Source organism: Thermococcus barophilus MP (genome assembly GCF_000151105.2).
GTDB lineage: Archaea > Methanobacteriota_B > Thermococci > Thermococcales > Thermococcaceae > Thermococcus_B > Thermococcus_B barophilus.
This window is the reverse complement of sequence record NC_014804.1, coordinates 803,130-827,135: the sequence shown is the minus strand read 5'-3', so window position 1 is coordinate 827,135 and position 24,006 is coordinate 803,130. Positions and strand designations below refer to the sequence as shown.

The window sequence follows — 24,006 nt, the reverse complement described above, 5'->3', positions numbered from 1 at the left end:
TATCAATAATGTGGCGAAATAGAATGGAGAAGAAGCCGAGGTTTTTAAAAGAGTTTGAAATGTGGGAGAGGAGACGTAAGATAGCTGAGCTTTTTAGAGAGGCATTGGAAGCTGAAAATAAGGGAGAGTTTGAAACAGCGAAGAAAAAGCTTGATAAAGTATTAGAGCTTTCAAAAGACTATTTTCCTGAAATTTACTTTGAAGCATGCTTTAAGCTGGCTGAAGTCTTTTTTGAGGAAGACAACTACAGGGGAAGTATAAAGTGTGCATTAAGAGCTCTTTATAATGCTCCGAACAGAGATTTATACTTAGTTGGTATTGAGAGAATCCGAGATATGCTCTTTATCTTGAAAGAACGGGGAAATTTGGAAGTGTTTAAAGAGAACATGGAATCAATGTGCAGATATCTTGAGAGTAATGAGGAGTTATATGCATTTGTGAGAGGATTAATAGCAATAGCAGAGGGGGAAAAGGACATAACAAAATATTTAGAATCCATCAGCACTCCAGAGCTAAAAAAAGCTCTTGGAGTGTTGATTAAATCTCACTAAAGATTTTCTCTATGAGCTTTATTAAGTATTCCTCTTTTGGTTTAACAGGGAAGTTATATGGTTCATTGCTCGGCCTTTCATTGTAATATGGCCTGTTGCATCCCGGACATCCATGGGTCATTACTGCAATTTCTTGAAGAACTTTCATGAGATCTTCCTTGCTTATTCCAAAGCTAAGTACATTTCCTTTGTCATCAAATTTAAACTCTTCAACACGTTTTATTTCATTTTTAATGAGATAATGCCCAATCTGGATTTTCCTGTACCTATTTAAGCCAGGCGGTTTAAGATTTTCGAGCTTTGTTCCCTTGATTGGTGTAAAGGCAAAAAGTGACACCTCCGCACCGATATCATAAGCTTTTTGAATGGCTTCAAGTGCCTCTTTATCTGTTTCACCGAGTCCAATTATCAAATGGACAAATGCTTTCTTTTCACCAAAGATTTCAATGACATCTTTTGTGAATCTCCACATTTCATCCCAAGAGTATAAAGATTCCTTGATCTCGTTGTAGAGCCTCTCACTTGCAACATCTAATCCAACACCGATATAATCAACGCCGAGCTCTCTAAACTTCTGAAGATACCTTCTATCAACTGGGGTTATGGAGACTGATATTGGCAAATTTAGACTGTAAAAAGCTCCAAGGAGGGTCAATACATCCTCTTCCAGACCTTCATAATCAACAGTTTGTAGGCATATCCTTGCAAACTTTCCGTTCTTTAACTTTTCAAGAACAGTCTTGAGGTCAAAGACGGGCCACGTTACCCGCGAGAGCTTTTTTAAATCTGCCCTGCTCTCTCTTGCCTGTGGACAGAAAGCACAATTGTTTATGCACCTTCCATTATGATAGATCATCAAGTAGGCTGTAGTTGGCCTTGCAAGCATCTTTGCCTTTATTAGCCCCATTGCGATGGCCGTTCCATATGAAACTCTAATGAGCATTAGCTCACACCCTTTTTGCTTTGGCTATCTCTCTTTAAAAATCTTGGGAGTTGGAGAATGATTAATGATAAAATTGTAACCAGTGGGAACATTGGAAAAACTGCTTCATAGCTGTTTTTCAGTTGAGCAATGTACCCAAATACCAGAGGTCCTGCCAAGTAGCCGAGATCAAAGAACATTGTATAAATACTCGAACCGAAAGTCCTGATTTTTTGCGGGAGTTTAGCCAATGCCATCATCTGGAGGGAAGGAACAGCAAAGCCAAAACCCATTCCAAGAGGGATTGCACTTAAATATGCCAGAGGAGGAGTTGGATGCAAAGAAAGCATGATATATGCGAGTAAGAGCAGCAGGAACCCAAAAGTTGCAACAGGAATTGGGCCCCTCCTATCGGCTTCTCTTCCCCCAAAGACTCTTGTGAGTAAGCTGAATCCACCCATTATGCTGGCATATATTCCAAAGGCGCTTGTACCCAACCCCAGAACTTTGTACAATGCGGGTAAGAAAGTGAATGTTCCACTGTATGCCAGAGACATGAAAAGCAGTGAGAAACAAGCTGCAACAAAGAATGAATTTAACAATAGACGGTATGAGACATGCTCATGTTTATGTTCTCTTTTTGTTTTAATTCTGTTTTTATCTCTTTTATATGCAATGAAGACAAAGAGCAGTGCAACTAATGAAACAATAACTGTAAAAGCAAAAGCTGCCTGAAAACCTAAATATTCAGCAACAAAGCCTCCAATCGCTGGTCCAATTAAGTTGCTGAAGGAAAACATCATCCCACGCCAGCCTAAGGTCTCACCCACCCTGCCCCTTGGAGCGAGTTCAATTGCCGTTGCAAGCGAGGAGGGGAAAAACAGTGCCATAGCAAAGCCGTGAATGCCCCTACCAACTGCAAACAGTGCCAAATTTCCAAATGGGATAGATGCTATGTAAAAAACTCCGGCAAGTGCACCTAAACCACTTCCAAGCATCATAACTTGAAACTTCCAGCCCCGGTCCCCAAGAAATCCTCCGAGGGGTTTTAAGAAAAATGAGACAATTGAAGAAACTGAAGCAATTGAACCCACTATGAGGGGAGTCGCTCCTAACAGAATTGCTAATGGGGATATCAGGGGTGAAACTAATGCAATACCAAGGAAGAAGAAAAATGTTGAAAGGTGAAGTATCCAGATATCTCCCGGAAAGTCTTTTGTTCTCATAGTTATATCCCTGCGAATGGTTCATTCATACCATCTTTCAGATATGCAACACTCATGTGCTTTGTGTTCTTCGCAAATCCAACGTTTCCCTCTCGGTCAACCATGATTATTCCCATGGTATCTTTTCCGAAGTATTTGGTTGCCATCTCGATTGCAGCTTCACTTGCTTTCTGTGCACTCAATCCAAGTCTAACAAAGTCAACTGCGGTCTTTGCTAAGGAAAGCTTTATTGCAACTTCCCCAAGCCCAGTGCAAGATGCTCCGGCAAGTTCATTTGCATAAGTGCCAGCGCCTATTATTGGAGTATCGCCGACCCTGCCAAACATTTTCAAGAAAACTCCTCCAGTTGAAGTGCCAGCAACAACTTCTTCTCCATCGAATGCAACAGCGCCTACTGTGCTCCTCAGAACTTCGGGATGTTCTTTGATCAGCTCGCTGATCTTTTTCCAGTATGGAATTGTACCCTCTTTTAGCAGTTTTTCTCTAAGCTTTTTCCATTGTTCCCTTCTCTCTTCGGTTATTGGATCATACTCATCAAAACCCATTATACGGGCAAATTTAAGTGCTCCCTCTCCCACTAAAAGAACATGATCAGTTTTCTCCATGACTTTCCTTGCGACGCTTATTGGATTTTTAATGCCCCATATGCTGGCAACGGCTCCTGCTTCAAGAGTTTTTCCCCTCATGATGGCAGCATCCATTTCAATTCTACCATCTAAAGTTAGCACACTCCCCGTCCCAGCGTTAAAGATAGGATTGTCTTCTAAAGCTTTAACTGCCTCTTCCACAGCGTCCAATGCGGAGCCTCTCTTAAGTTCTTTCCATCCTGCTAAAACAGCCTCTCTTACACCTTTAATGGCTTTTGGAATTTTTTCCTCATTCTTGATAGTCCCAGCTCCTCCATGAACGATAATCGCGACCATTGAGACCACCTTTATTTAATGAATTTGAGAATGTTAAAAAAGTTGTGGAATCGAGAAGATGATTAGCTTAGTGCCATGTTAATTATCGTTTCACCTATGTTTTCCAAGTATTCGAGAATTCTGCGATAGCTATCCATTGCGATGGACTTTTTGTAGTCTATCTGTCTGATTTTTTCTTTCAGAGCAAGCATAAGGGTATCTATTTTCTTTAAGTCTCTCTTGGTTATTTGGCTGAGCATCTCGGTGTACATCTTCCTTATATATTCAATCTCAATGTCATCGTCAAAGTTTTCGGCAATCCTGATGATGTGATCCCCAATTCTTTCAATGTTGCGGACTATGAACAAGATTCCAATTAGATCAAAGCTTCTCCTGACGATTCCGCTTTCTTCGATTAAACTCCTCTTAGAAAGTATTTTGTTGACAGCCCTAATTGTGAGGAAATAAAATCTGTCAAGCTCGTTTTCGAGGTCGTTGATGTCTCTAATTAGTTCTTTTGTCTGGGATTTTTTCATGAAGTATAGATCCTCAAGCATGGACACTATTATTGAATTTATTCTTTCTAAAATCTCTCTAAGGTTTATTTCCTCATCAGCAAGCAGGCTTTTACCGACTATTCTTGTGGGTTCATCAAGTATTATCTCAACTCCCGGCAGGCTTTGAATCACTTTTCTAATTTTGACTTTGTAATGGGGCAGCTCCTTTGTGAACTTAATCTCAAGAACATCATAGCCCTGGATGTACGCCGAGATAATAAGCCTGATGGCCATGTCTGGTGAATATTCTTCTGAAATCATTAACTCTTTCTTTTCGCTAATTTCTTTGGGTTCTTTTGGAAGGATTGTTATTGAGCCATCTGGGTTAATGACCAGCGGCACAACATCCCCTTGTTTTAAATTATTCTCCTTAATCCATTTTTTTGGAAGGGAGATTATATAGGAGCTCCTACCAGTAAACTGAATTTTTCTGAATTCCATCTTTTACCACCTCAAGAATGCCAAAGGTCATTCCCTCTTATCTATTCCAGTATATATCATCATAATTCTCACCAGTGTTGAAATTACTAACGGTCAATGCCTATATAGATTACGCAGAATATATAAAGATTATGAGAAGGGCAAAGTTAACGAACTAATTTTATACCCTCTTCAAGAGCCCTAAAGTTAATTTCCCAGAGTTTTTCTTTAAGAGTCTCTTTTATTCCTTCTCTTAAACTGTCTTTTTTAAGGGGAATGAGACCTCTTCCATAGGCATAGCCAAGCATTACGACACCCAAAGTTCTTGGATTTATTTTATCTGCCACCTCTTGGAAGTTGAGCATATCAGTAGGACAAATCTTCAGGAGTGCTTCTTTTATTTCATCTAAATTGGGATACCTTTCCTTTCCTACCAGTGTTGTTGCTGTGTGTATTGGATAGGCATTTACAATTGCATGGCTCTTTCTGCTTAAAAAGCGTGCATTTCTTAGGGCTTCTGCTGGTTCTAAAGCGAACATTAAATCAGCCTCACCTTCTTCAATGAGTGGAGAATAAACCTCTTCACCAAAGCGCAGATATGAGAGAACACTACCATATCGCTGGCTCATGCCAAGTGTTTCTCCTATTCTGACCTTGTAGCCTTCATGCATTGCAGCATTTCCAATTATCCTTGAAAGAGTTAATCCCCCTTGACCTCCAACTCCAGCGATGATGAGATTAAACTCCACCATTATCACCATAGAACTTTGGAGAATGAAATGTTAAAAAGATAATGCAGAGCTAAATGTGGGGTTTTCTGAAAATTTTGAGATTTTGGTTCTCTTTGGGCAAAATATAATCGAAAATAGGGAATTAAGGGAATTAAGCTTTAAGCCTAAGCCTTCTGGTTACAAAGTCCTTGTCAAGAGAAGCCAAGAAGCTTGCCAATCTCGGTCCTCTGTCTTTGCCGATGAACAGCTGATAGAGAATCTTGAACCACTGTTTGCTTGGAATGTTGCGCTTCTTCGCAGCATCAAAGATTATGTTGTTAAGCTCATCAACGCTGAACTCCTCCCTACTCTCCAACCAGTTAGCAACTTCATTAAGTGCTTCTTTAATTTCTTCGCTTATCTCAATTCTTGGAGGCTCTTGGAGGAGTGAGAATTTCACTGTGTCTGGAGCGTATTTGCTTACCCAGTTCTTTGCGAGCATAATCCTGAGTTTGATTCTTTCAGTATCTTCTTCGGCAAGATCCTGGGGAATGTGGCCTTGCTTTTTGAGGATTTCAATAATTTTGCCCTCATCCAAGTGTGGCATCTGCACAAGGACGACGAGGAATCTAAATGGTGCCTGGGCAACTAACCGCTCTGGAATCTTTGGCATTGAGAGTTCATATGTTCTTTTGAGCTCAATTTCTTCCTCCTTATTTTTTGCATTTTCAAGACCAAAGTATATGCGCTCGACTTTATCGAACTCATCGTAGAGGTTCAGCAAACCCAAACCGAGGTCAATCTTAATTTCCTTATTTGGTCTGTGTCTGGCATAGAGGAACCTTATTACTCCGGGCTCAAGAACTTCATAGAGGTCACTGAGCAGGATTACGTTGCCTTTTGAGCCGCTCATTTTACCTTTTTGTCCTTTTATTCCAACAAACTCGTACATGAGTGTCAGTGGAGGCTCTTTGCCATAAACCGTTTTGATAATTTCTCTCCCAGTATCAAAGCTCGAACCAGCTGCCAGGTGATCTTTTCCTGCAGGTTCAAAATCAACTCCAAAGTGCGCCCATCTCATGGGCCAATCCACACGCCACCTCAGCTTTACATTTCCTTCCCTTATGTCCGTCTTTCCTTCACTTCCACAATGTGGACACTTGTATTCTACCTTCCATCCACCATCCCACTGGATAAAATCTGCTTCTTTTCTGCACTTTGGACAGTAAATTTGAACTGGCTGCCAACTCTCCTCCAAATGAGGCTGTTTCGCCATGTCGCGGAATTTGTTAAGAATTGCAACTATCTTTTCTCTATTCTCAAGAGCTTTTCTTATATCTTTGGCATATTCTCCAGTCTTGTAAAGCCTGCTTGCTCTCAGGAAATCGACTTCTATGCCGAGTTTTTCAACTTCACTTTCAAAGAGCTCCATGAAATGTTCTGCATAGCTGTTATGGCAACCCCAAGGATCGGGTACTTCACTGACCGGCATTGTCAAGTATTCTTTCCATTCGCCTGGGACATTTTTTGGAACTTTTCTGAACCTATCGTAATCATCCCACATATGAATGTGCCTAACTTTTTTCCCTTTGTCTTTTAATGCATGACCGACAATGTAAGCGGTGAAAAGCTCCCTAAAATTGCCAATATGGACGTATCCACTCGGAGTTATGCCGCTTTCAACGACGTACTCCTCTTTGTCACCTCTCTCTCGTATTATTTTTTCAGCCATGTAATCTGCCCAATGAACCATTCTCACCACCTGCTGGTAAATATGAGAGATAGTTTTTAAGCTTTGGCTCTTTCTTCGAAAACTTTATAAAGTTGTTGATGTATAACTAATGAGAAAAGTAAAAATAAAAACAAAGGTGTTGATGAAAATGGGTTGGAACGAATTAGGAAGTTATGAGCTTGAAAGTTTTCAAGTGTTCTTTCCAGCATCTTTGGAAATTCAAGAAGAGCTTCTAAAAGCAGGATTTAAAGTGCCTTACGACAAAGAAAAGGGCTTTGCAACTCCAATACCAGTTGTGGCAGCCTTTAAAACTGGTAGAAAACTCAGAAAAGATAAGCTGCTAAAGGGTAGAAAAATTAAAGAGAACGGTAATTTTGCTGAAATAGGCCCAGAAAGAGCACTATTGAAACTGCTAATAAATGAGAAAGGGTTCTTGAAATTGGAGTTTGAAGTTAAAAATTATCATCTTGAGGATTTGGGTTTTGTGAAAGTCCCTCCAAGAATCTGGAGCACCTGGGCCAGCTTTTCGTTACCTATTGATGCTTTTGGAGATATAACTGAAAAACTCGGAGGATTTGCTAATGAAAGACCGAAAGGCATGTATTTTGCATCAAAAAGCAATGGAAAAGAGATTGAGGTTTATTCCTATAGGGGGCGGAAGGCCAAAAATCTTGGTATCCCTGTTTTTGGCTACAATCTGAGCTTAGAGTCGTTTGAACTGGTTAAAGAGTACCTAAACGAAAAGACAGAACAAAATAGAGTAAACAAGGAAGTTTTGCCATATCTTAAGCTGGGCTTGAAAAAGAGGACAGAAACAAAAGCTGGCTTAAAAGTTGGCATAGTGTGGAGGGAAGGAAAGGCAGGGAGAATAACACTTAAGCTTTCAACAACATATCCAAAAATTAAGATTATCGGGCTTTATGGGGAGCTGGAAGGAAAGTCAAGAGGAGAGCTCAGTAATGAAAAAGACCATTTCATTATAGTCCATTCCAATGACTTCTATTGGGCTCTTCTGAATGCTAAAAGTGCTTTCGGCTTTTAGCTACTCAATGTTAGGCGTCAGACGAAAAATATATTAGCCCCATTTTCAATCTTTTCATTTGGTGGAATCATGATCTATGCTGGAGTTGCGGCAGCATTTATCCTCTTTGCAATATGGATAACGAGGTATCTTGGAGAGGAATATGCATGGGTAAACAGGAAGATAATTCATTTCAGCATTGTTCCAGCTGTGTTGTTTTACAATGCTGGGCTAATTGCCCGAGAACTCTTTGCAGCTGCAGCATTTTTGTTTGGAGCTTTTCAGCTGTTCACACATATAAAGAAGGATGAGCTGTCGTGGTATCAAATAAGAAGTAATTATGGCGAAGTTTTCTTTGCATTTTCAGCCGCGGCTGTTGCTTGGTTCATCGAGAAGGAATACGCCGTTGTAATTCTTCTTGTGATGGCAATAAGTGATGGTGTCACTGGAATACTGAGATTTTTCTACTTCAAGGCAAAGGGATTCGATGTTAGGCTCAGAAAGCATTGGATTGGTAGTTTGGGATACTTAATTTCTGCACTCATAATAGTAGCGATTATTTTCCCACAGTCTTCGATTGTATCAAAGGTTATCTGGGCTGGGATACTTACATTGGCGGAGTATCAGAGGTTTCTCGATGATAACTTAGCAGTTCCTCTTGTTGGGATTTTAATAAAGGGAGTCTTGTAATTATTCAGCCCATCTAACCTTTAAGCTGTCCTTTTTCACCTTATTGAACTCTTCTTGTAAAGCTTTTCCGCTCTTCTCCATAAATGTTTCGATGTCACCAATTCCGATTTCTCTTAAGCCAATAGCGTTGACATCTTTGGGTGTTCCCTTGGCTTCAACATTTATTCCTATGTGGATTTTAATGCTAACTGGAGAAACTGTTGCTATTGAGATGCTAAGCTTTTTATCTTCAACATATATGTCGTCTCCTTTTCGTTTGGTTTTAACACCATACTCAGATAAGAACTCGCAGATCTTTGCTATGAACAGCTTTTGCAATGCCGATGCAAGTAGAACGTTAGGAAAGGCAAAAATCTCAATTATGTAGTGAATCATATCGTCGCTTTTGATTTCCTTTTGAGCTCTCGCATCTTCAATGTCAATCATCTCTTCGACTTTAACGTTGCACTTACCCCTAAACACAACTATGGAGTTTCCAAGAATCCCAAAATTTCTATAAGCCCAATGGCTTCTTATTGCCGAGCCATCGTAATCAATTCTTTTGTCTTTAATAACTAAGAGTTCCATCATAAACCCTCCAAGACTTTTTTCAGCTCTTCAAAACTTTTTACATCAATCCACATTTGAATGAATTTAACATTTGGAATTTCCCTTTTTATGTCTTGAAGGTGGAGTGTTCTGTCGTCGATATAAATTATTTCGTCAACTTCATATCCTATACTCTTGAGCTGTTCCACTGTTCTTAAAATCATGCTTGCTTTGTCTGGATGATTCTCAATTTTAGGAAAGATGAAGTAATCCCAGAGCCCAAGAGCTTCAAGGATTGGTCTGACGAGTTCTTCCATATTCCAACTTGCTATACTCAGGATAAACCTGTCTTTTGCCCACTCTAAAAATTCTCTAACGCCTGGAAACAGTGAAAGCTTATTGCCATAAGCATCAATTACAGTATCATCATGAACCTCAAAAGGTGGTACAAGCTGAGAAGCATCTTCGTGATCCCATAAAGTGCCATCCAAATCTAAAATCAGCAACCTCATTTAACCACCCTAACAGATTTATGGACTTTGGGGTTATAAGACATTCCCCAAGTGCTTAGATTTTTCAATCCAATGTCATTAGAAAATTTCCCAGAAAAGGTCAAACTTTTGAGGGCCGCGCATAGGCGGATTGGCCTATCAAATGCCCAGCCCCTCTTTCAGGGGCAAGAAACTCGGGCTGTTGGGAGCGGCAGACTAAACGGGTCGGTTTCCCTTCCCGCTTACATCCCCGCCCCATCAAACCCGTCTTCTGCGGGCGCCCTCGTCCCTGGCATGGGCCGGTCACCCAGGCCCTGCGCCAGGGAGTGGCCGCCTATTTTCGGGGACCGCTTCGGCCTTAGATGCCTTCAGGCCTTATCGGACGCGGCGTAGCTGCCCGGCTATGCCCTGTAGGACAACCGGTAGACCAGAGGCCGCGGCACCCTGTTCCTCTCGTACTGGGGGCACCTTCCCCTCAGGCGGCCAACACCCCCGGTAGATAGCATCCGACCTGTCTCACGACGGTCTAAACCCAGCTCACGTTCCCCTTTAATGGGTGAACACCCCCACCCTTGGCCCCTGCTGCAGGGCCAGGATGGGAAGAGCCGACAGCGAGGTAGCAAGCCTCGGGGTCGATATGGGCTCTCGCCCGAGACGACTCTGTTATCCCCAGGGTAGCTTTTCTGTCATCCCAGGCCCCCACCGGGGAGGCACTGGGGTTCGCTAGGCCACCCTTTCGGGGCTGGACCCGCCTCTGTTACGGGTCCAGTCAGGCCGGCTTTTGCCCTTGCACTCTACGGCGGATTCCTGACCCGCCTGAGCCGACCTTAGGGCGCCCCTGATACCTTTTCAGGGGCGTGCCGCCCCAGCCAAACTGCCCACCTACCGCTGTCCCCCCATTCGGGGGTTAGCCGTACGGCAGGAGGTGGGCGGTGTCTCATGGACGGCTCCACCCGGCCCGGAGACCGGGCTTCGACGCCTCCCGCCTACGCTGCGCACCCCCTGCCGTACGGCAACGGCAGGCTGCAGTAAAGCTCCATGGGGTCTTCGCTTCCCACCGGGGGTCCCTGGCATATGCGCCAGGCAGTGGTTTCGCCGGGCCCCAGCCGGGGACAGTGGGGACCTCGTTACGCCATTCATGCAGGTCGGCATTTAACCGACAAGGAATTTCGCTACCTTAAGAGGGTTATAGTTACCCCCGCCGTTTACCGGTGCTTCACCCGGTTGTACCCGGGCTTCACATACCGGCACTGGGCAGGCGTCGGCCCCAGTACAAACCCTTTCGGGCTAGCTGGGACCTGTGTTTTTATTAAACAGTCGGGCCCCCCTAGTCACTGCGACCTGCGGGTTACACACCCGCAGGCACCCCTTCTCCCGAAGTTACGGGGCCAATTTGCCGAGTTCCCTCGGCTGGGTTTCCCCCGACACGCCTTAGGCTTCTCACCCAGGGGCACCAGTGTCGGTTCTCGGTACGGTCGCGGAGGATCGTTCCCGGAGGGCTTTTCACGGGCCCCAGGGATCGGCGGAACCCCCCTTACGGGAGGCCATTCGCGCTTTCACCCGGTTCTCACCATTACGGTACTCCCCGGGCTTATACGCTTAGCCGGCCTTATCGACCGGTCCGCCTACCCCGAGGCGTCACCCTCCGGGCTTGCGTTGCCGCACCTACCTCCGCGGTACGGGAATATAAACCCGTTTCCCTTTCCTCGGCACCGAGTTACGGGCCGAGTTAGGACCGACTAACCCACGGCTGACGAACATTGCCGTGGAACCCTGGCCCCTTCGGCGGCCGGGATTCTCACCCGGCTATGCTGCTACTCCCGGCAGGATCCGCAATCCCGACGGGTCCACCGGACCTTACGGCCCGGCTTCTACCCCACCGGGACGCCCGCCTACCCGATCACGGACCAATCGGTCCGTGCGCCGGGGTCTCGGCGGCCGGCTTAAGCCCCGTCCATTTTCGGGGCCCCTGACCTCGACGGGTGAGCTGTTACGCACTCTTTAAAGGATGGCTGCTTCTAAGCCTACCTCCCCGCTGTCTAAGGCCAGGGACACCCTTTGGAGTAACACTTAGCCGGCACTTTGGGGCCTTAACCCCGGTCTGGGTTGTTCCCCTCTCGGCCGACGACTTACGCCGTCGCCCTACTCCCCCCATCTACGGCGGCGGTGGGTTCGGAGTTTGACAGGAGGCCGGGGGATTTCTCCCCCTAAACCTCCAATCAGTGCTCTACCCCACCGCCTACCTCCGGGGAGGCTATCCTGCGGGATAATTCGGCGGGAACCAGCTATCTCCGGCCTCGATTGGCCTTTCACCCCTAGCCCGGGGTCACGGGAGCGAATTGCACGTCAGCACCCCTAGCGGGCCTCCATCCCTCTGTTGAGGGACTTCGCCCTGCCCCGGGCTAGATCGACCGGTTTCGGGTCTCACGGCCGTGACTCCGGGCGCTTTCACACCCCGTCCCTCGCCCTTACGGGCTGCGGACCTGTCGGTTTCCCTACGGCTTCGGGGTTTTACCCCCTTAACCTCGCCACGGCCGTGAACTCCCTGCCCCGTGTTTCAAGACGGACGGTGCAACCCCGGTCCCCTTCCCTCGTACTCCCCCGTCGCCGGGGTTTCCTTCGGGAAGGCTCACTCCTTTCGGGCCGCACCCACCTATCGCCGCCTGGTTTCAGGCTCTTTTCACCCCCCTCCCGGGGTGCTTTTCAGCTTTCCCTCACGGTACTAGTTCGCTATCGGTCTCGGGACGTATTTAGGGTTGGGAGCCGATGCCTCCCAGCTTCCCGCCGGATATCCGACCGACGGTACTCAGGAACCCTGCAGGAGCCTGGGGGCTTACGCCTACGGGGCTATCACCCTCTCCGGCGCCGCGTTCCAGCGGACTTCGGCTTCACCCCCGAGGCTCCAACGCAGGGCCCTACAACACCACATCCCCTGGGTGTTTCCACCCAGGGTTCAGTTTGCCCTGTGCCGCTTTCGGTCGCCCCTACTCACGGCATCGCTTTTGCTTTCTTTTCCTGCGGGTACTAAGATGTTTCAATTCCCCGCGTTCCCCCTCCCTGACGGGAGTGCGGCAAAAGCCGCGGGAGGTCCCATTCGGGAATCCCCGGCTCGACGGCTGCCTGCGCCTCACCGGGGCTTATCGCAGCTTGCCACGCCCTTCGTCAGCGCCCCGAGCCGAGCCATCCACCAGGCGGCTTAGGTTTCTTGCCCCTTACTCAAGGGGCTGGGCATTTTTTGGGCCAATCCGCCTATGCACGGCCCTCATCGTGACCCCTGTTCGGGGTCTAGGGCCCTTCCACCCCGAGCGTTGCTCGGGATGTGCACCTCTTCGTGGTGGACCGGCCGGGATTTGAACCCGGGGCCTCCGGCTTGCAAAGCCGGCGCTCTCCCAGGCTGAGCTACCGGCCCACATTAGGCAGGCCCAACACCCCTTAAACCCCCCGGATGGGTTTCCGGCGATAGGAGGTGATCGAGCCGTAGGTTCCCCTACGGCTACCTTGTTACGACTTCTCCCCCCTCACGGAGCCCGGACTCGACCCCGCCATCCGGTCAGAGCCGGCGACGGGGCCTCATCCGGACCCCGCTCGGGTGGAGTGACGGGCGGTGTGTGCAAGGAGCAGGGACGTATTCGCCGCGCGATGATGACACGCGGGTACTAGGGATTCCAGCTTCACGCGGGCGAGTTGCAGCCCGCGATCCGAACTGAGGGCGGGTTTAGGGGATTCCCTTCCCCTTTCGGGGTCGGATCCCATTGTCCCGCCCATTGTAGCGCGCGTGTAGCCCGGGGGTTTCGGGGCATACTGACCTACCGTCGCCCGCTCCTTCCTCCGGCTTATCGCCGGCGGTCCCCCCAGAGTGCCTCCCTCCCATCGGGAGGGACTGGCAACTGGGGGCGCGGGTCTCGCTCGTTACCACACTTAAGTGGACGCCTCACGGTACGAGCTGACGGCGGCCATGCACCTCCTCTCGGCGTGTCCGGCAAGACCTTCAGCCTGGCCTTCATCCTGCCGTCGCCCCCGGTGAGGTTCCCGGCGTTGAATCCAATTAAACCGCACGCTCCACCCCTTGTAGTGCTCCCCCGCCAATTCCTTTAAGTTTCAGCCTTGCGGCCGTACTCCCCAGGCGGCGGGCTTAACGGCTTCCCTACGGCACCGGGCGAGCTCGGAGCTCGCCCGACACCTAGCCCGCATCCTTTACAGCCAGGACTACCCGGGTATCTAATCCGGTTCGCTCCCCTGGCCTTCGTCCCTCACCGTCGGACCCGTTCCAGCGGGGCGCCTTCGCCACTGGCGGTCCCCCTGGGATTATAGGATTTCACCCCTACCCCAGGGGTACCCCCCGCCTCTCCCGGTCCCAAGGCCCGCAGTATCCCCAGCAAGCCCCACGGTTGAGCCGTGGGATTTCGCCAGGGACTTACGGGCCCGGCTACGGACGCTTTAGGCCCAATAATAGCGGCCACCACTCGGGCCGCCGGTATTACCGCGGCGGCTGCCACCGGCCTTGCCCAGCCCTTATTCCCGGAGCTTTTTACACTCCGGAAAAGCCGTGGCGTTGCCACGGCACTGGGGGTCCCCCCGTCGCGGTTTCCCGCATTGCGGAGGTTTCGCGCCTGCTGCGCCCCGTAGGGCCTGGACCCGTGTCTCAGTGTCCATCTCCGGGCTCCCACTCTCATGGCCCGTACCGATCTTCGGCTTGGTGGGCCGTTACCCCACCAACTACCTAATCGGCCGCCGGCCCATCCTCGGGCGGGCACGAGGCCCCTTTCGGTGTGGGGACCTTCCAGTACCCCACACCTATGGGGGATTAGCCCCAGTTTCCCGGGGTTATCCCCCTCCCGAGGGTAGGTTACCGACGTGTTACTGAGCCGTCCGCCGGTGGTGTCCCAGAAGGGACACCCCCATGACTCGCATGGCTTAGTCGGACCCCCATAGCAGTGGCCTCCGGCAGGATCAACCGGAATTGCTATAGGAGTACGGCCGGTGGGACTCCCCATAAAGGGGAGTACCAAAATCCCATCCGGGGTTTAGTCGGGGTGTTGGGCCTGCCTTACCCCCGAGGGGTCCCCTTTCGGGTTTTCCTCGGGAGTGCATTGGTTGTGCCCATGGCTGGAGGGCGGGGTTCATGTTGGGTGCTTTGCACCCAGTCCCCCCGACGCCGCCGTCTTGTGCCTGGGCTTGCGCCCCCTTATTCGGGGGCTCCACCCAATACTTAGCAACACCACCAATAAAAAATTTTTGCAAAACACTTATATAGTTGGAAAATTTCCAAATTAATGTCAAATAATAACATCATATGGCATAAAAATAAACATAAAAATGTTAAAATTTAAATCGTCAAAATATCTTTAACAATGCTGATTTTTGAAACTGGGGTTGGAATGGTATTTGTTACTGCCAGTTCATCAACAGCTCTGCTGACTCTCTCTATGGCACCCTCAGCAAAGACTCCGTGGGTTGCTACAACATATATTTTCTTTGCCCCCATTCTCCTCAATATATTTGCTGCTCTTATCATTGTGCCTCCCGTACTTATGATGTCATCTACTATGAGTACATTTTTTCCAGTTACATCTATGTCAACTGGGGTCATTTGGACTTCAGTTGGAGAAATCCTCTTCTTTTCAAAATGGCTAAATTCGACATTTAAAATCTCAGCAACAGCTTTTGCCCTCTCCAAAGCCCCTTTATCTGGTGCCAGGACTATTCCTTCTCCAAGCTTGTCTTTGAAATAATCAGCTATTGCTCTTGCTGGACTAAGGTTAACTGCCTTCCCTGGGAAAAATTCGAGTGTTTTTGGATTGTGCAAGTCAAAAACGTAAAGTTCATCATAATAAATGCCCATCGTCTTCATAACAGCTCTAACACTTATTGGTTCCCCATCCTTTGTAACTCTGTCCTGTCGTGAATATGCGAGATAAGGAACAACTGCTATCAGCTTTTCAAACCCTTTTTCTTTGAGCGCATCCCCCAATAGCAGAAGCTCGATTATATGCTCATCTTGAGGGAAGTGGGTGGACTGGACAACAATAACTCTATTTCCCTCCCCAGGCACCCTGACGTATTTCTCTCCGTCCGGAAATTTCTTGATCTCTACTTCGAGAAGTTCTTTCCCATAGTTTTGAACTTTTCTTCTGATTTCCTCTTTTAAATGCTGGGCCCCGCTACCAAGAACAACTTTCATTGTTATCACCTCCTAAACCAGCAATACCGCAATTATACCGGCAAGGAAAATGCCATCAAATGTTCCGGCACCGCCAATACTCACCATCGGAGCACCAAGTTCTTTGATTCTATTCCAGTTAAGTAGATCTGCCCCAATTAAAACTCCCATGGTGCCGCTTGCATATGCTATAGCTGGCTTGTTAGGGCCTCCAAGAAGGAAAGCTAAGGATGCAGCTATTAAAGGCGGGATAAATGTTGGAATTGCTATTCCAAGTCCTTTTACAGGCTTGGAGAAAAAATTGCTGAATATTGTGGCTATCAATATTGCTACAAGGATCCTAATAATTAACTCCATGTTCCCAGCAATGGCGAATCTAAGAAGTTCATAAGTGACTATGCTCAAAGGAACAAGGGCTCCTCCCACGTTTATTGCAATAACCATTTTTTGCTCTCCCCAGTCAATGTAGGGAACTGGATATCTGATGCCAAAGAAGCTGACTTCTTTAACCTTTAAAATTGGTGCATATGTCTTGGTCTCGGCTATGGGGATGTTTATAAAGCTGCCAATTAGTGATGCCCAGAATAGGGTATAAGCAACTGGGAGAGGAAGTCCAAGCTTTTGAAATGCGAGTGTTATAGTTCCTGCAAAAAGCAAAAACAATATAGGTATCAGCAGCAGTAGGAGTATGAGGAAGGGCAAGCTTACGGGAAGGAAGAAGAACTTTTTCATGTTTTAAACCCCCTGATGTTGACCCATATCTGGGCACCGTTTGCCATAATGACTTCCTTGGGCTCTTCAAATTTTTGGGGATTTGATAATACCCAGGCATAAAGCTTCTTTCCCTTTGCATATTTCTTTAAAAATTCATAGTCTGCCAAATGCTTATCTTTGTGATCTGCCAGTTCTTCTGGTGTAAATGGCCCAAGGACATCAACCAACTTAACTTTCCCTATTGCCTTCTTTTTGCTTATTATAAAAATCTCTCCTCTAATTTTTGTTCTGCTCTTTCTGATCTCCCAAACTTTTTTACCTTCAACGATCCATGAAGCAAATGGTTCTTTTACTATCAATCCCTTCATTTCCCTCATTACTTTTACTTCTGGACATCATTTATAAACTCAACTATTTACTATCGAGTGTTACTGGATTGTTTAGGGAGATAAGCAACAAATGGAAAGATTTAAGTTTAAGGATAACGAAGTCTTGTTTTGGAGGCAGAGCCAATGAAAATTGTGTGGTATGGTCATGCATGTTTTCTCATTGAGACACGTGGAGTGAGAATTCTGATAGACCCCTATCCGGATGTTGACGATGATAAAATTGGGGAAGTTGATTACATCCTCGTAACTCATGAGCACAGTGATCACTATGGAAAAACACCTCTTTTGGCAAGACTGAGAAAGGCAAAGGTTATTGGGCCAAAAACTGTCTACTTAATGGCAATCAGTGATGGAATAACCGATGTTCAAGCTATTGAGGAGGGAGAGGAGCTTCAGCTTAAAAACGAGATCAAGATTAAGGGGACATATGCCGAACATCCCTCAAGTCAGTACCCTCTTGGGTATTTGATATTTGGGGATAAGAGGGTCTGGCATACTGGAGACACCTACTATACACCGCTTTTTAATAAACTTAGAGGGATGGTAGATATACTCCTTGTCCCGATAAGCGGTCGCTCCACAGCCAGTGAGCGGGAAGCTGCTGATATAATTGAAGCCGTGAGACCAAGGATAGTCATACCGATGCACTATGGAGTTTATGGGTCGGGAAGTGTCGAAAAGCTTCAGCAGGAACTTAGGAAGAGGAGAGTCTGGGTGTTGGTAAAACCTTTGAATATCGGGGAAGCTTTTCATGTATGACCGGTGGTTCTATGGAAAAGTTAACAACAGGCAGCAAGAGCTTGGATGAGCTTTTAGGAGGGGGTATTGAAAGAGGGGTGCTAACTCAGATATATGGTGCATTTGCCACTGGAAAAACTACGCTGGCAATGCAGATCGGCATGCTGAACAAGGGCAAAGTGATATATATAGATACAGAAGGGGGTTTTTCACCAGAAAGGCTTAAGCTGATGGCAGAGAAAAGAGGTATTGATCCCGAAGAGACCCTTCAAAAGTTCATAATTTTTGAACCTCATGATTTTAGAGAGCAGAAGAGGGTCATATCAAAACTTAAGACTATTGTAAATAACCGCTTTGCCCTTATTGTTGTTGATTCTGTAACATCTCATTATAGGATAGAAAAAGATCGGCAAAGTTTAAATGTGGAGCTGGGAAAACAACTTCAAGTTCTCTTGTGGCTTGCAAGGAAGTACAATATTGCAGCCATAGTTATTAATCAGGTCTATTTTGATTCAAATTCCGGCTCATTAAAGCCAATTGCAGAACATACCTTGGGCTACAAATGCAAGGACATACTTAGACTTGAAAAGCTCAGCAAGCCAGGCATAAGAATAGCTGTTTTAGAAAGACATCGTTTTAGACCTGAAGGTGGAATAGTTTACTTTAAAATCACGGATAAGGGCATTGAAGATGTCTAAGTCCTAAATGCAAATCCAACAAAATAGAAAAGTGAGAGAATTAAATTTTCTCAAAGACCTCTTGGGTTATGCGCAGTGTTGCTTTATACAGCTTCTCACTTATTATGCCTTCTTCGTAATGCCTGCGTAGGTCATCCTTGTCAATTATCTCTTTCTTTCCGTCAGGCCACTTTACAATATCAACTTCAAGATCTATGTATCTTGCCCTGTCGGGATATATTTCAATTGGCGTATTTATGTTGTAATACTCGCCCTTTAGATTGCCGTCTTTGTCATAGTAGCTGTGTTTGTACCACCATTTACCTTCCTCTATTTCAGTTATTGCGTAGTCCCCATATTCAATTGGCAGCTCCAGTCCATCGTACACTTTTCCTGGTTTGAGGCTCCTCTTTATCTTTATCCGCAGGGGATTTATTGACACTTCTAAGATCTCTCCTGGCCCTATTCTCACCTTCTGCCCATCTGGTTTTATGTGTTCTAAGGTAAATAGCCATCCTATTTTTGGTCCTTTATTATCGATCAATGCCTCCATGAAGCCTTCCCTGACCTTAAGCCTTTGAGATGGCATTTTTGAGAGTATTCCTTCGGCGATTTCAACGGCAAAGCTGAACTCTGGATCATATGCCTTAAACTGGTGATGCCCTTCTATTGTTGGCAGAACCTCATTTCTAATGTTGTCAAGTTTTTTCCTTGTGCCTCCTCCGAACTCTACTTCATATATGTCCCTTCCCTCAATTATTCTTGCAGGTGCCGAATATTTGTCCGCATCCTTTAACTTATCCGCAATTTTTGACAGATTTACGAGCTCGTCTCTTAGAGTATTCCAGTCTTTGTATGCGGCAGCAGTTCTCCAGAGTATTCCCCATTCACCCAGGTCAACACTCAACCCCAGAATTCTGAGTCTTTCTCTTTCTTCTGGATCTCTTATCTTTCTTGAGATTTTTACATGCCTCTGAGCACCAATTGGTTTGGGTATCAGCACAGCATAATCCCCGGGGATTGTCAATAATGTACTGAGATGAGGAAGCAGGTTGTGCTTTTTAACTTGGACTAAAACTTCATCTCCTTCTACAGCATCGGGCATTTCTTCTATAAGCACAGTCCCAATGGCACTTCCTATGTCAACGTATAGATACTGCTCATCCCTTTTGACCACTATTCCTTTGTAGATGCCATAGAGTTGGTATGGCATTTTTCTAAAAAATACGTCTATAAATTCCTCCTCAAAAACATCTTTAACATCATCAACTTTGGTTCCAACTAAAATAACGCCTCTACCGTCTTTTCTGTCGTAGATATCAACATCGAATTCGCTGTATGTCTTTTCAATTTTTAATCTTTCTGCGATCTTCTGACTGGGCTGGCTGATTTTAAACCCTTTATCTAACAGAAGCTTTGTCAATGCTGTGCTGTATATCCCTCTAATCCTCACCGAAACCCCTGAGTTTGTAGACACTTTCACCACCTCTTTTTCTTTTTTCCACAACTCCGATCAGCGTTAAACCGTCTAAAATTTGAGCGACATGTTCTCTATCAATCCCAGTATTTTGCTCAACGTTTCTTGATTCGACCCACAGTAATCCTTTGGAATGCCATTCTTTTAAGGATTCTTCAATTTTGTAAACCCAGGAAGGATGAGAGTAAAGATGAAAGACTAAATTTGTTAGGGTTGTTAATCTTTCTTCAAGTTCTTCAATTTTTTTGAGTCTTTCAATTATACTTGTCGGTGGCTTTTTCTCTTTTTCGCTTATAAGAACCAGTCCCTCAATTTCCGCACTGAGTCGTTGTAATGATTGAGTCACCGAATAATCATAAATCCTGTGAAATTGGAATAATCTCTGAAGAGAGGCTTTTGTTTTGAGTTTTTCGCTAAAGCTCTCTTTTGCATGCCCTATGAGACTCATTATTTCCTCAAGTCTAAATTTCATTTGATGCTCGTTTTTCTGCAGTTCTTTTCCGACTCTTTCAATCTCTCCTCCTATTGAGGCTGTTTTTCTATAAATCTGAGATGCAATCTCAAATTTTTCCTCACTCAGCTCATGAAGCTTGAGAATAATCTCCTCAACTCTTTCAGGATGGTTTTGGCCTGCGTACTCATAAAGCCTCAGGAACAGTTTTTCAAAGTTCTTATGAATGTCTTCTGCCTTTAAAATTAGCTCTTTTAATTTTTCCACATCCACATTTGCCCCCCTAATAATCTATGCTCATATATCATACTTTTACTTTTCGTTGTTAAATAGAAGTGTTTTCCCATAATCTTTTTTTAAGTGGATGAATTAATCAAATAACGAAGGTGAAATCATGGTTTTAGTTGACAGATTCGGGAGACCAGTGACAAACCTCAGAATATCTGTAACTGAAGAATGCAACTTAAGTTGTTTCTACTGTCATAGGGAAGGTCAGATGAAAGGGAAGAGGCAGATGACACCCCAAGAAATTGAAAGGATAGTTAAAGTTGCCTCCAATCTGGGTATAAAGAAGGTAAAACTAACTGGTGGAGAACCTACAATAAGGAGTGACATTGTAGAAATTGTTAAGCGGATACGGCCATACGTTGTTGATCTGTCTATGACAACCAATGGAACTGTCATGCATAGGCTTGCTGAGGAGCTCAGAGCAGCAGGTTTAGATAGAGTAAACATAAGCCTTGATACCCTTGATAGAGAAAAATACAAAAAAATAACTGGATTTGATGTCCTCCCTTGGGTCTTAAAAGGTATTGAAAAATCTGTCAAACTGTTTAAGCTGGTTAAACTCAACATGGTAGTCATGAGGGACTTAAATCATGAAGAGATATGGGATATGATAAACTATGCAGCTAAAATTGGTGCAGTTCTCCAACTCATAGAGATTGAAGTTCCTCGTGAAATGACTGAATCTTGGTTCTTTAAACGGTACTTTTATCCATTAAAGCCTCTTGAAGATGAATTCTCAAAAAAAGCTGTTGAGATAAGGGAAAGGAGAATGCACAGAAGGAAGAAGTACTTTATTCCGACCGAAAATGGAATTGCTGAAGTTGAAGTTGTTCGCTCAATGCATAACACAGTGTTTTGTGCAAATTGCACAAGAATAAGACTTACTTCTGATGGGTACCTAAAGACATGCCTTTTGAGGAGGGACGATTTAGTTGATATTCTAACCCCTATCAGAAATGGGGCCACAGATGAAGAGCTCATTGAAATCTTTAAGCAAGCAATAATGTTAAGACGGCCATATTGGATATGATCACGGTTAGGAAATTTTAATAATAAATGGATCCATATAACATAGAGTGATGTGCATGGAAAGTGTCACTTTATCACTAATTTTTGGGAGCGTCCTGCTTATTATTGGGATATATGGGACTGTCATAGCTTGGAGGTTCTACATTCTTCTTGATTCTCCTGCTGATAAGTTTGCACTGCAGGTTATGGTTGCCTTTATCCTCTTTGGGGTTCTTGGGGGAGGTGCTGTAGTGGGATCAGCATTTTTTGAAGGGACATGGTGGCCGTTTATTGCACTTTTTACAATGTCTGGCTTTTTAATTTTGGCATTCTCTTCCCTTCACTACTTAAGACTGCTATATGAAGAGTTCGGCTCTAAAATTAATTCAAGAGAGGAGAGAAAACACATTCCAGTTGGAGGATTCATCATTGAAAGTTTGGAAGGAATCAAGACGCTCCTTAAATATCTCTCCTCAAAATCAGGCGGTTTATTTGTAATTAGCCGACGTCCACGAGATGAGTGGGAAGAAGAATTTGGGATAAAACCCACTAAGTATCTTTGGCTGAGTAGAGTGGAGGAAAAGCACTCTGTAAGTCCCAGCAATTTGCATGTGATCTTAGAAGAGGCAGTTAGGTTTATGAGAATTAGGAAGAACAGTGTTATTTACATCGAAGGGATCGAATATCTGGTACTTTATAATGACTTTAAGTCTGTGGCAAAATTTCTCTTCACGTTAAAAGATTATGCGACTGTTGAGAAGTCAGTTCTGCTGATTTTTATATCCCCCGGCGTATTGGAAAAGTCCCACTATAACATCCTGAGAAGGGAGCTTGAAGTATTGAATCCAGAAAAGTTCTTAGAAGAGATCATGGGAACTGCATTATTTGGAGCTGTCGCCAAAGAGGAGTTTGAAAAGATAACAACTGAAAAGCCTTTAAATGAGAAAGAGGATAGGGAAGAACATGCCAGCAGTGAGAGTTCAAAAGCATGAAGCAGAGAAAGTTAAGAATCTTCTGAAGAAACTTGGGTTATATGATGGAAAAAGAAGGCCCAAACGTGAAGAGAACTTTGTTCTTTTACCCGTTATCAGCTCCCCAAAGCTTATGGAGCTTGGGTTTGAGGTCATAGATGTGGAATTACCATTTAGACCTGAGAGACAGATATACAAAAACCTTGAGAGTGTTCTGGCTGAGAAGCTTACAAAAGAGGAGCTTGCATATTTAAGGAGATACGATATAATAGGAGACATAGCTGTTGTTCAAATTCCAAAAGAGCTCGAACATAGACAAAGAGATATTATTGAAGCTCTTCTGATCGTTCACCCATTTGTAAAGGTGATTGCCAAAAGAGGAGTCCATGAAGGAAAGTTCAGAGTAAGGAAATATGAGATAATTTGGGGTGAGAAAAGGCTGACCACAGTTCATAAAGAAAACGGTGTTAAAATTAAGGTTGACTTAAGCAGGGTTTTTTTCAACCCACGAATGAAAGGCGAACGATACCGCTTAGCTCAGCTTGTTCAAGATGGTGAGAGAATCCTTTTAATGTTTGCTGGAGCTCTGCCCTATGCACTCGTTATTGCCCGCTTTAAGAACGTTGAAATTACCGCGATAGAGCTTAACGAAGATGCAGTAAAACTCGGGTTGGAAAATATTGAACTCAATAAAGACAAACTTAGGGGTAAAATTGAGGTAATTCATGGGGATGTTTTTGAAGTTGTTCCCAAGCTTGGGACTTTTGAGAGGGTGATAAGTCCAACTCCGAAGGGCATTGATGCCCTGAGTTTGGCTTTAAGTAAAGCTGAGAAGTGGGTTCACTATTATGACTTTGTTCATGAAGATAGATTTAATGAGTTTAAGAAACGGATTGAGAAGGAATGTCAAAAGCTTGGAAAGCAGTGCGAAGTGAGGATAAAGAAAATAGCGGACTATAAACCGCATGTTTACAAGGTTTGCGCTGATGTTATGCTTTTTTAAAGCTCAATAAGATGCCATACATGGCAAGGAAAAACAGCAGTGCATGGGCTACAAAAGGTGTATATGGGATCCCTTCCTTTAACAACTCCTGAATGATAAGATAAAAGAACATGCCCCCAATTAGCCTTGCAGTGCCGAGAATTACAAAAACAACAAATTTGCTATCATAAGCTGGTATAGAAAACAGCGTTAAAGCTCCTAAAAAGACTATCATCTGTCCCCAAGTGCCTCCAGCCTCATCAAAATCCTCTGGATTCACTCTTGTATTGATATAAGCACTATAAATAGCTACAGCTCCCAGAAGAACCTCGATGATTCCACAAATGAGAAAAACCTTTTGGAGCTTGTTCATGAATTCCACCGTCAAGTAGAAATAAAAG

Annotated in this window: 22 protein-coding genes, 1 tRNA gene and 2 rRNA genes; 8 read left to right on the top strand and 17 right to left on the bottom strand. The window is 45.1% G+C overall.

Translation table 11 applies throughout. The features are described from left to right. Window positions 1-23 precede the first annotated feature (23 nt). The gene (locus TERMP_RS04735) at window positions 24-551 is read left to right on the top strand and encodes a hypothetical protein (RefSeq protein WP_013467222.1); all 528 of its coding nucleotides are present in this window, start codon (window positions 24-26) and stop codon (window positions 549-551) included. On the opposite strand, the gene TERMP_RS04730 is transcribed toward TERMP_RS04735, so the two are convergent. The 6 genes from TERMP_RS04730 to lysS all read right to left on the bottom strand — a co-directional run bounded on the left by TERMP_RS04730 (window position 538) and on the right by lysS (window position 7,041). Further along, entirely contained in the window at window positions 538-1,494 is a 957-nt protein-coding gene (locus TERMP_RS04730; RefSeq protein WP_013467221.1) for a radical SAM protein, read from the bottom strand. The two genes, TERMP_RS04735 and TERMP_RS04730, sit on opposite strands and share 14 nt — an antisense overlap. Further along, on the bottom strand, window positions 1,494-2,699 hold the full coding sequence (locus TERMP_RS04725; protein WP_013467220.1) for an MFS transporter: 1,206 nt from the start codon (window positions 2,697-2,699) through the stop codon (window positions 1,494-1,496). The genes TERMP_RS04730 and TERMP_RS04725 overlap by 1 nt, the downstream gene beginning before the upstream one ends. A gap of 2 nt (window positions 2,700-2,701) precedes the next feature. Further along, window positions 2,702-3,622 carry an isoaspartyl peptidase/L-asparaginase family protein gene (locus TERMP_RS04720; RefSeq protein ID WP_013467219.1) on the bottom strand — a complete coding sequence of 307 codons (921 nt, stop codon included), beginning with the start codon at window positions 3,620-3,622 and terminating at the stop codon, window positions 2,702-2,704. A gap of 62 nt (window positions 3,623-3,684) precedes the next feature. Next, window positions 3,685-4,599: a phosphate signaling complex PhoU family protein gene (locus tag TERMP_RS04715; protein WP_013467218.1), complete on the bottom strand. Its 915-nt coding sequence runs from the start codon at window positions 4,597-4,599 to the stop codon at window positions 3,685-3,687. A gap of 146 nt (window positions 4,600-4,745) precedes the next feature. Then, window positions 4,746-5,327 (bottom strand): indolepyruvate oxidoreductase subunit beta, encoded by a 582-nt coding sequence (locus tag TERMP_RS04710; RefSeq protein ID WP_048159759.1) that lies wholly within the window; start codon window positions 5,325-5,327, stop codon window positions 4,746-4,748. A 133-nt stretch (window positions 5,328-5,460) separates the two neighbouring features. Then, on the bottom strand, window positions 5,461-7,041 hold the full coding sequence (gene lysS, locus TERMP_RS04705) for a lysine--tRNA ligase (RefSeq protein ID WP_013467216.1): 1,581 nt from the start codon (window positions 7,039-7,041) through the stop codon (window positions 5,461-5,463). 88 nt (window positions 7,042-7,129) lie between these two features. On the opposite strand from lysS, the gene TERMP_RS04700 reads away from it, so the two are divergent. Both TERMP_RS04700 and TERMP_RS04695 read left to right on the top strand, forming a co-directional pair. Then, entirely contained in the window at window positions 7,130-8,062 is a 933-nt protein-coding gene (locus TERMP_RS04700) for a PhoI (protein WP_237702877.1), read from the top strand. A 69-nt stretch (window positions 8,063-8,131) separates the two neighbouring features. Then, the gene (locus tag TERMP_RS04695) at window positions 8,132-8,731 is read left to right on the top strand and encodes a hypothetical protein (RefSeq protein WP_013467214.1); all 600 of its coding nucleotides are present in this window, start codon (window positions 8,132-8,134) and stop codon (window positions 8,729-8,731) included. Here TERMP_RS04695 and TERMP_RS04690 read toward each other — a convergent pair whose 3' ends face one another. The 8 genes from TERMP_RS04690 to TERMP_RS04655 all read right to left on the bottom strand — a co-directional run bounded on the left by TERMP_RS04690 (window position 8,732) and on the right by TERMP_RS04655 (window position 16,992). Beyond that, on the bottom strand, window positions 8,732-9,298 hold the full coding sequence (locus tag TERMP_RS04690; protein WP_013467213.1) for a DUF366 family protein: 567 nt from the start codon (window positions 9,296-9,298) through the stop codon (window positions 8,732-8,734). It lies immediately after the preceding gene. Next, complete coding sequence (locus tag TERMP_RS04685) at window positions 9,298-9,771, bottom strand: magnesium-dependent phosphatase-1 (protein ID WP_013467212.1); 474 nt, start codon at window positions 9,769-9,771, stop codon at window positions 9,298-9,300. The genes TERMP_RS04690 and TERMP_RS04685 overlap by 1 nt, the downstream gene beginning before the upstream one ends. Window positions 9,772-9,932: 161 nt before the next feature. Further along, window positions 9,933-12,962 (bottom strand): 23S ribosomal RNA (locus tag TERMP_RS04680). A 120-nt stretch (window positions 12,963-13,082) separates the two neighbouring features. Beyond that, window positions 13,083-13,159, bottom strand: a tRNA-Ala gene (locus TERMP_RS04675). Between the two features lie 52 nt (window positions 13,160-13,211). Further along, window positions 13,212-14,711: ribosomal RNA gene (locus tag TERMP_RS04670) — 16S ribosomal RNA — on the bottom strand. The 16S and 23S rRNA genes sit together here with 1 tRNA gene alongside, the layout of an rRNA operon. 365 nt (window positions 14,712-15,076) lie before the next feature. Then, window positions 15,077-15,931, bottom strand: coding sequence for a ribose-phosphate diphosphokinase (locus TERMP_RS04665; protein ID WP_013467211.1), 855 nt, complete (start codon window positions 15,929-15,931; stop codon window positions 15,077-15,079). A gap of 12 nt (window positions 15,932-15,943) precedes the next feature. Beyond that, window positions 15,944-16,642, bottom strand: a complete 699-nt coding sequence (locus tag TERMP_RS04660) for a DUF1614 domain-containing protein (RefSeq protein WP_013467210.1) — start codon at window positions 16,640-16,642, stop codon at window positions 15,944-15,946. After that, window positions 16,639-16,992 carry an ASCH domain-containing protein gene (locus TERMP_RS04655; protein ID WP_048159758.1) on the bottom strand — a complete coding sequence of 118 codons (354 nt, stop codon included), beginning with the start codon at window positions 16,990-16,992 and terminating at the stop codon, window positions 16,639-16,641. Before TERMP_RS04655 ends, TERMP_RS04660 begins: the two co-directional genes overlap by 4 nt. A gap of 144 nt (window positions 16,993-17,136) precedes the next feature. Between TERMP_RS04655 and TERMP_RS04650 the strand changes: the two genes are divergently transcribed. Both TERMP_RS04650 and radB read left to right on the top strand, forming a co-directional pair. Beyond that, window positions 17,137-17,772, top strand: a complete 636-nt coding sequence (locus TERMP_RS04650; protein WP_013467208.1) for an MBL fold metallo-hydrolase — start codon at window positions 17,137-17,139, stop codon at window positions 17,770-17,772. 11 nt (window positions 17,773-17,783) lie between these two features. Then, window positions 17,784-18,449 carry a DNA repair and recombination protein RadB gene (gene radB / locus TERMP_RS04645; RefSeq protein WP_013467207.1) on the top strand — a complete coding sequence of 222 codons (666 nt, stop codon included), beginning with the start codon at window positions 17,784-17,786 and terminating at the stop codon, window positions 18,447-18,449. A gap of 40 nt (window positions 18,450-18,489) precedes the next feature. On the opposite strand, the gene TERMP_RS04640 is transcribed toward radB, so the two are convergent. Together TERMP_RS04640 and TERMP_RS04635 are read right to left on the bottom strand one after the other, a co-directional pair. Continuing rightward, a complete protein-coding gene (locus TERMP_RS04640; RefSeq protein ID WP_013467206.1) occupies window positions 18,490-19,905 on the bottom strand; it encodes a DUF402 domain-containing protein in 1,416 nt (471 codons plus the stop codon). Continuing rightward, entirely contained in the window at window positions 19,871-20,629 is a 759-nt protein-coding gene (locus tag TERMP_RS04635) for a hypothetical protein (RefSeq protein WP_013467205.1), read from the bottom strand. Before TERMP_RS04635 ends, TERMP_RS04640 begins: the two co-directional genes overlap by 35 nt. A 121-nt stretch (window positions 20,630-20,750) precedes the next feature. On the opposite strand from TERMP_RS04635, the gene moaA reads away from it, so the two are divergent. Genes moaA through taw22 form a run of 3 tightly spaced genes read left to right on the top strand, consistent with a single transcriptional unit; the run spans window position 20,751 to window position 23,626 of the window. Further along, window positions 20,751-21,674, top strand: a complete 924-nt coding sequence (moaA, locus tag TERMP_RS04630) for a GTP 3',8-cyclase MoaA (protein WP_013467204.1) — start codon at window positions 20,751-20,753, stop codon at window positions 21,672-21,674. A gap of 49 nt (window positions 21,675-21,723) precedes the next feature. Further along, a complete protein-coding gene (locus TERMP_RS04625) occupies window positions 21,724-22,644 on the top strand; it encodes a DUF835 domain-containing protein (protein WP_081452203.1) in 921 nt (306 codons plus the stop codon). Then, window positions 22,616-23,626, top strand: a complete 1,011-nt coding sequence (gene taw22, locus TERMP_RS04620; RefSeq protein WP_013467202.1) for a tRNA (guanine(37)-N1)/4-demethylwyosine(37)-methyltransferase Taw22 — start codon at window positions 22,616-22,618, stop codon at window positions 23,624-23,626. Before TERMP_RS04625 ends, taw22 begins: the two co-directional genes overlap by 29 nt. On the opposite strand, the gene TERMP_RS04615 is transcribed toward taw22, so the two are convergent. After that, window positions 23,613-23,978 carry a hypothetical protein gene (locus tag TERMP_RS04615; RefSeq protein WP_013467201.1) on the bottom strand — a complete coding sequence of 122 codons (366 nt, stop codon included), beginning with the start codon at window positions 23,976-23,978 and terminating at the stop codon, window positions 23,613-23,615. The two genes, taw22 and TERMP_RS04615, sit on opposite strands and share 14 nt — an antisense overlap. Window positions 23,979-24,006: the final 28 nt, after the last annotated feature.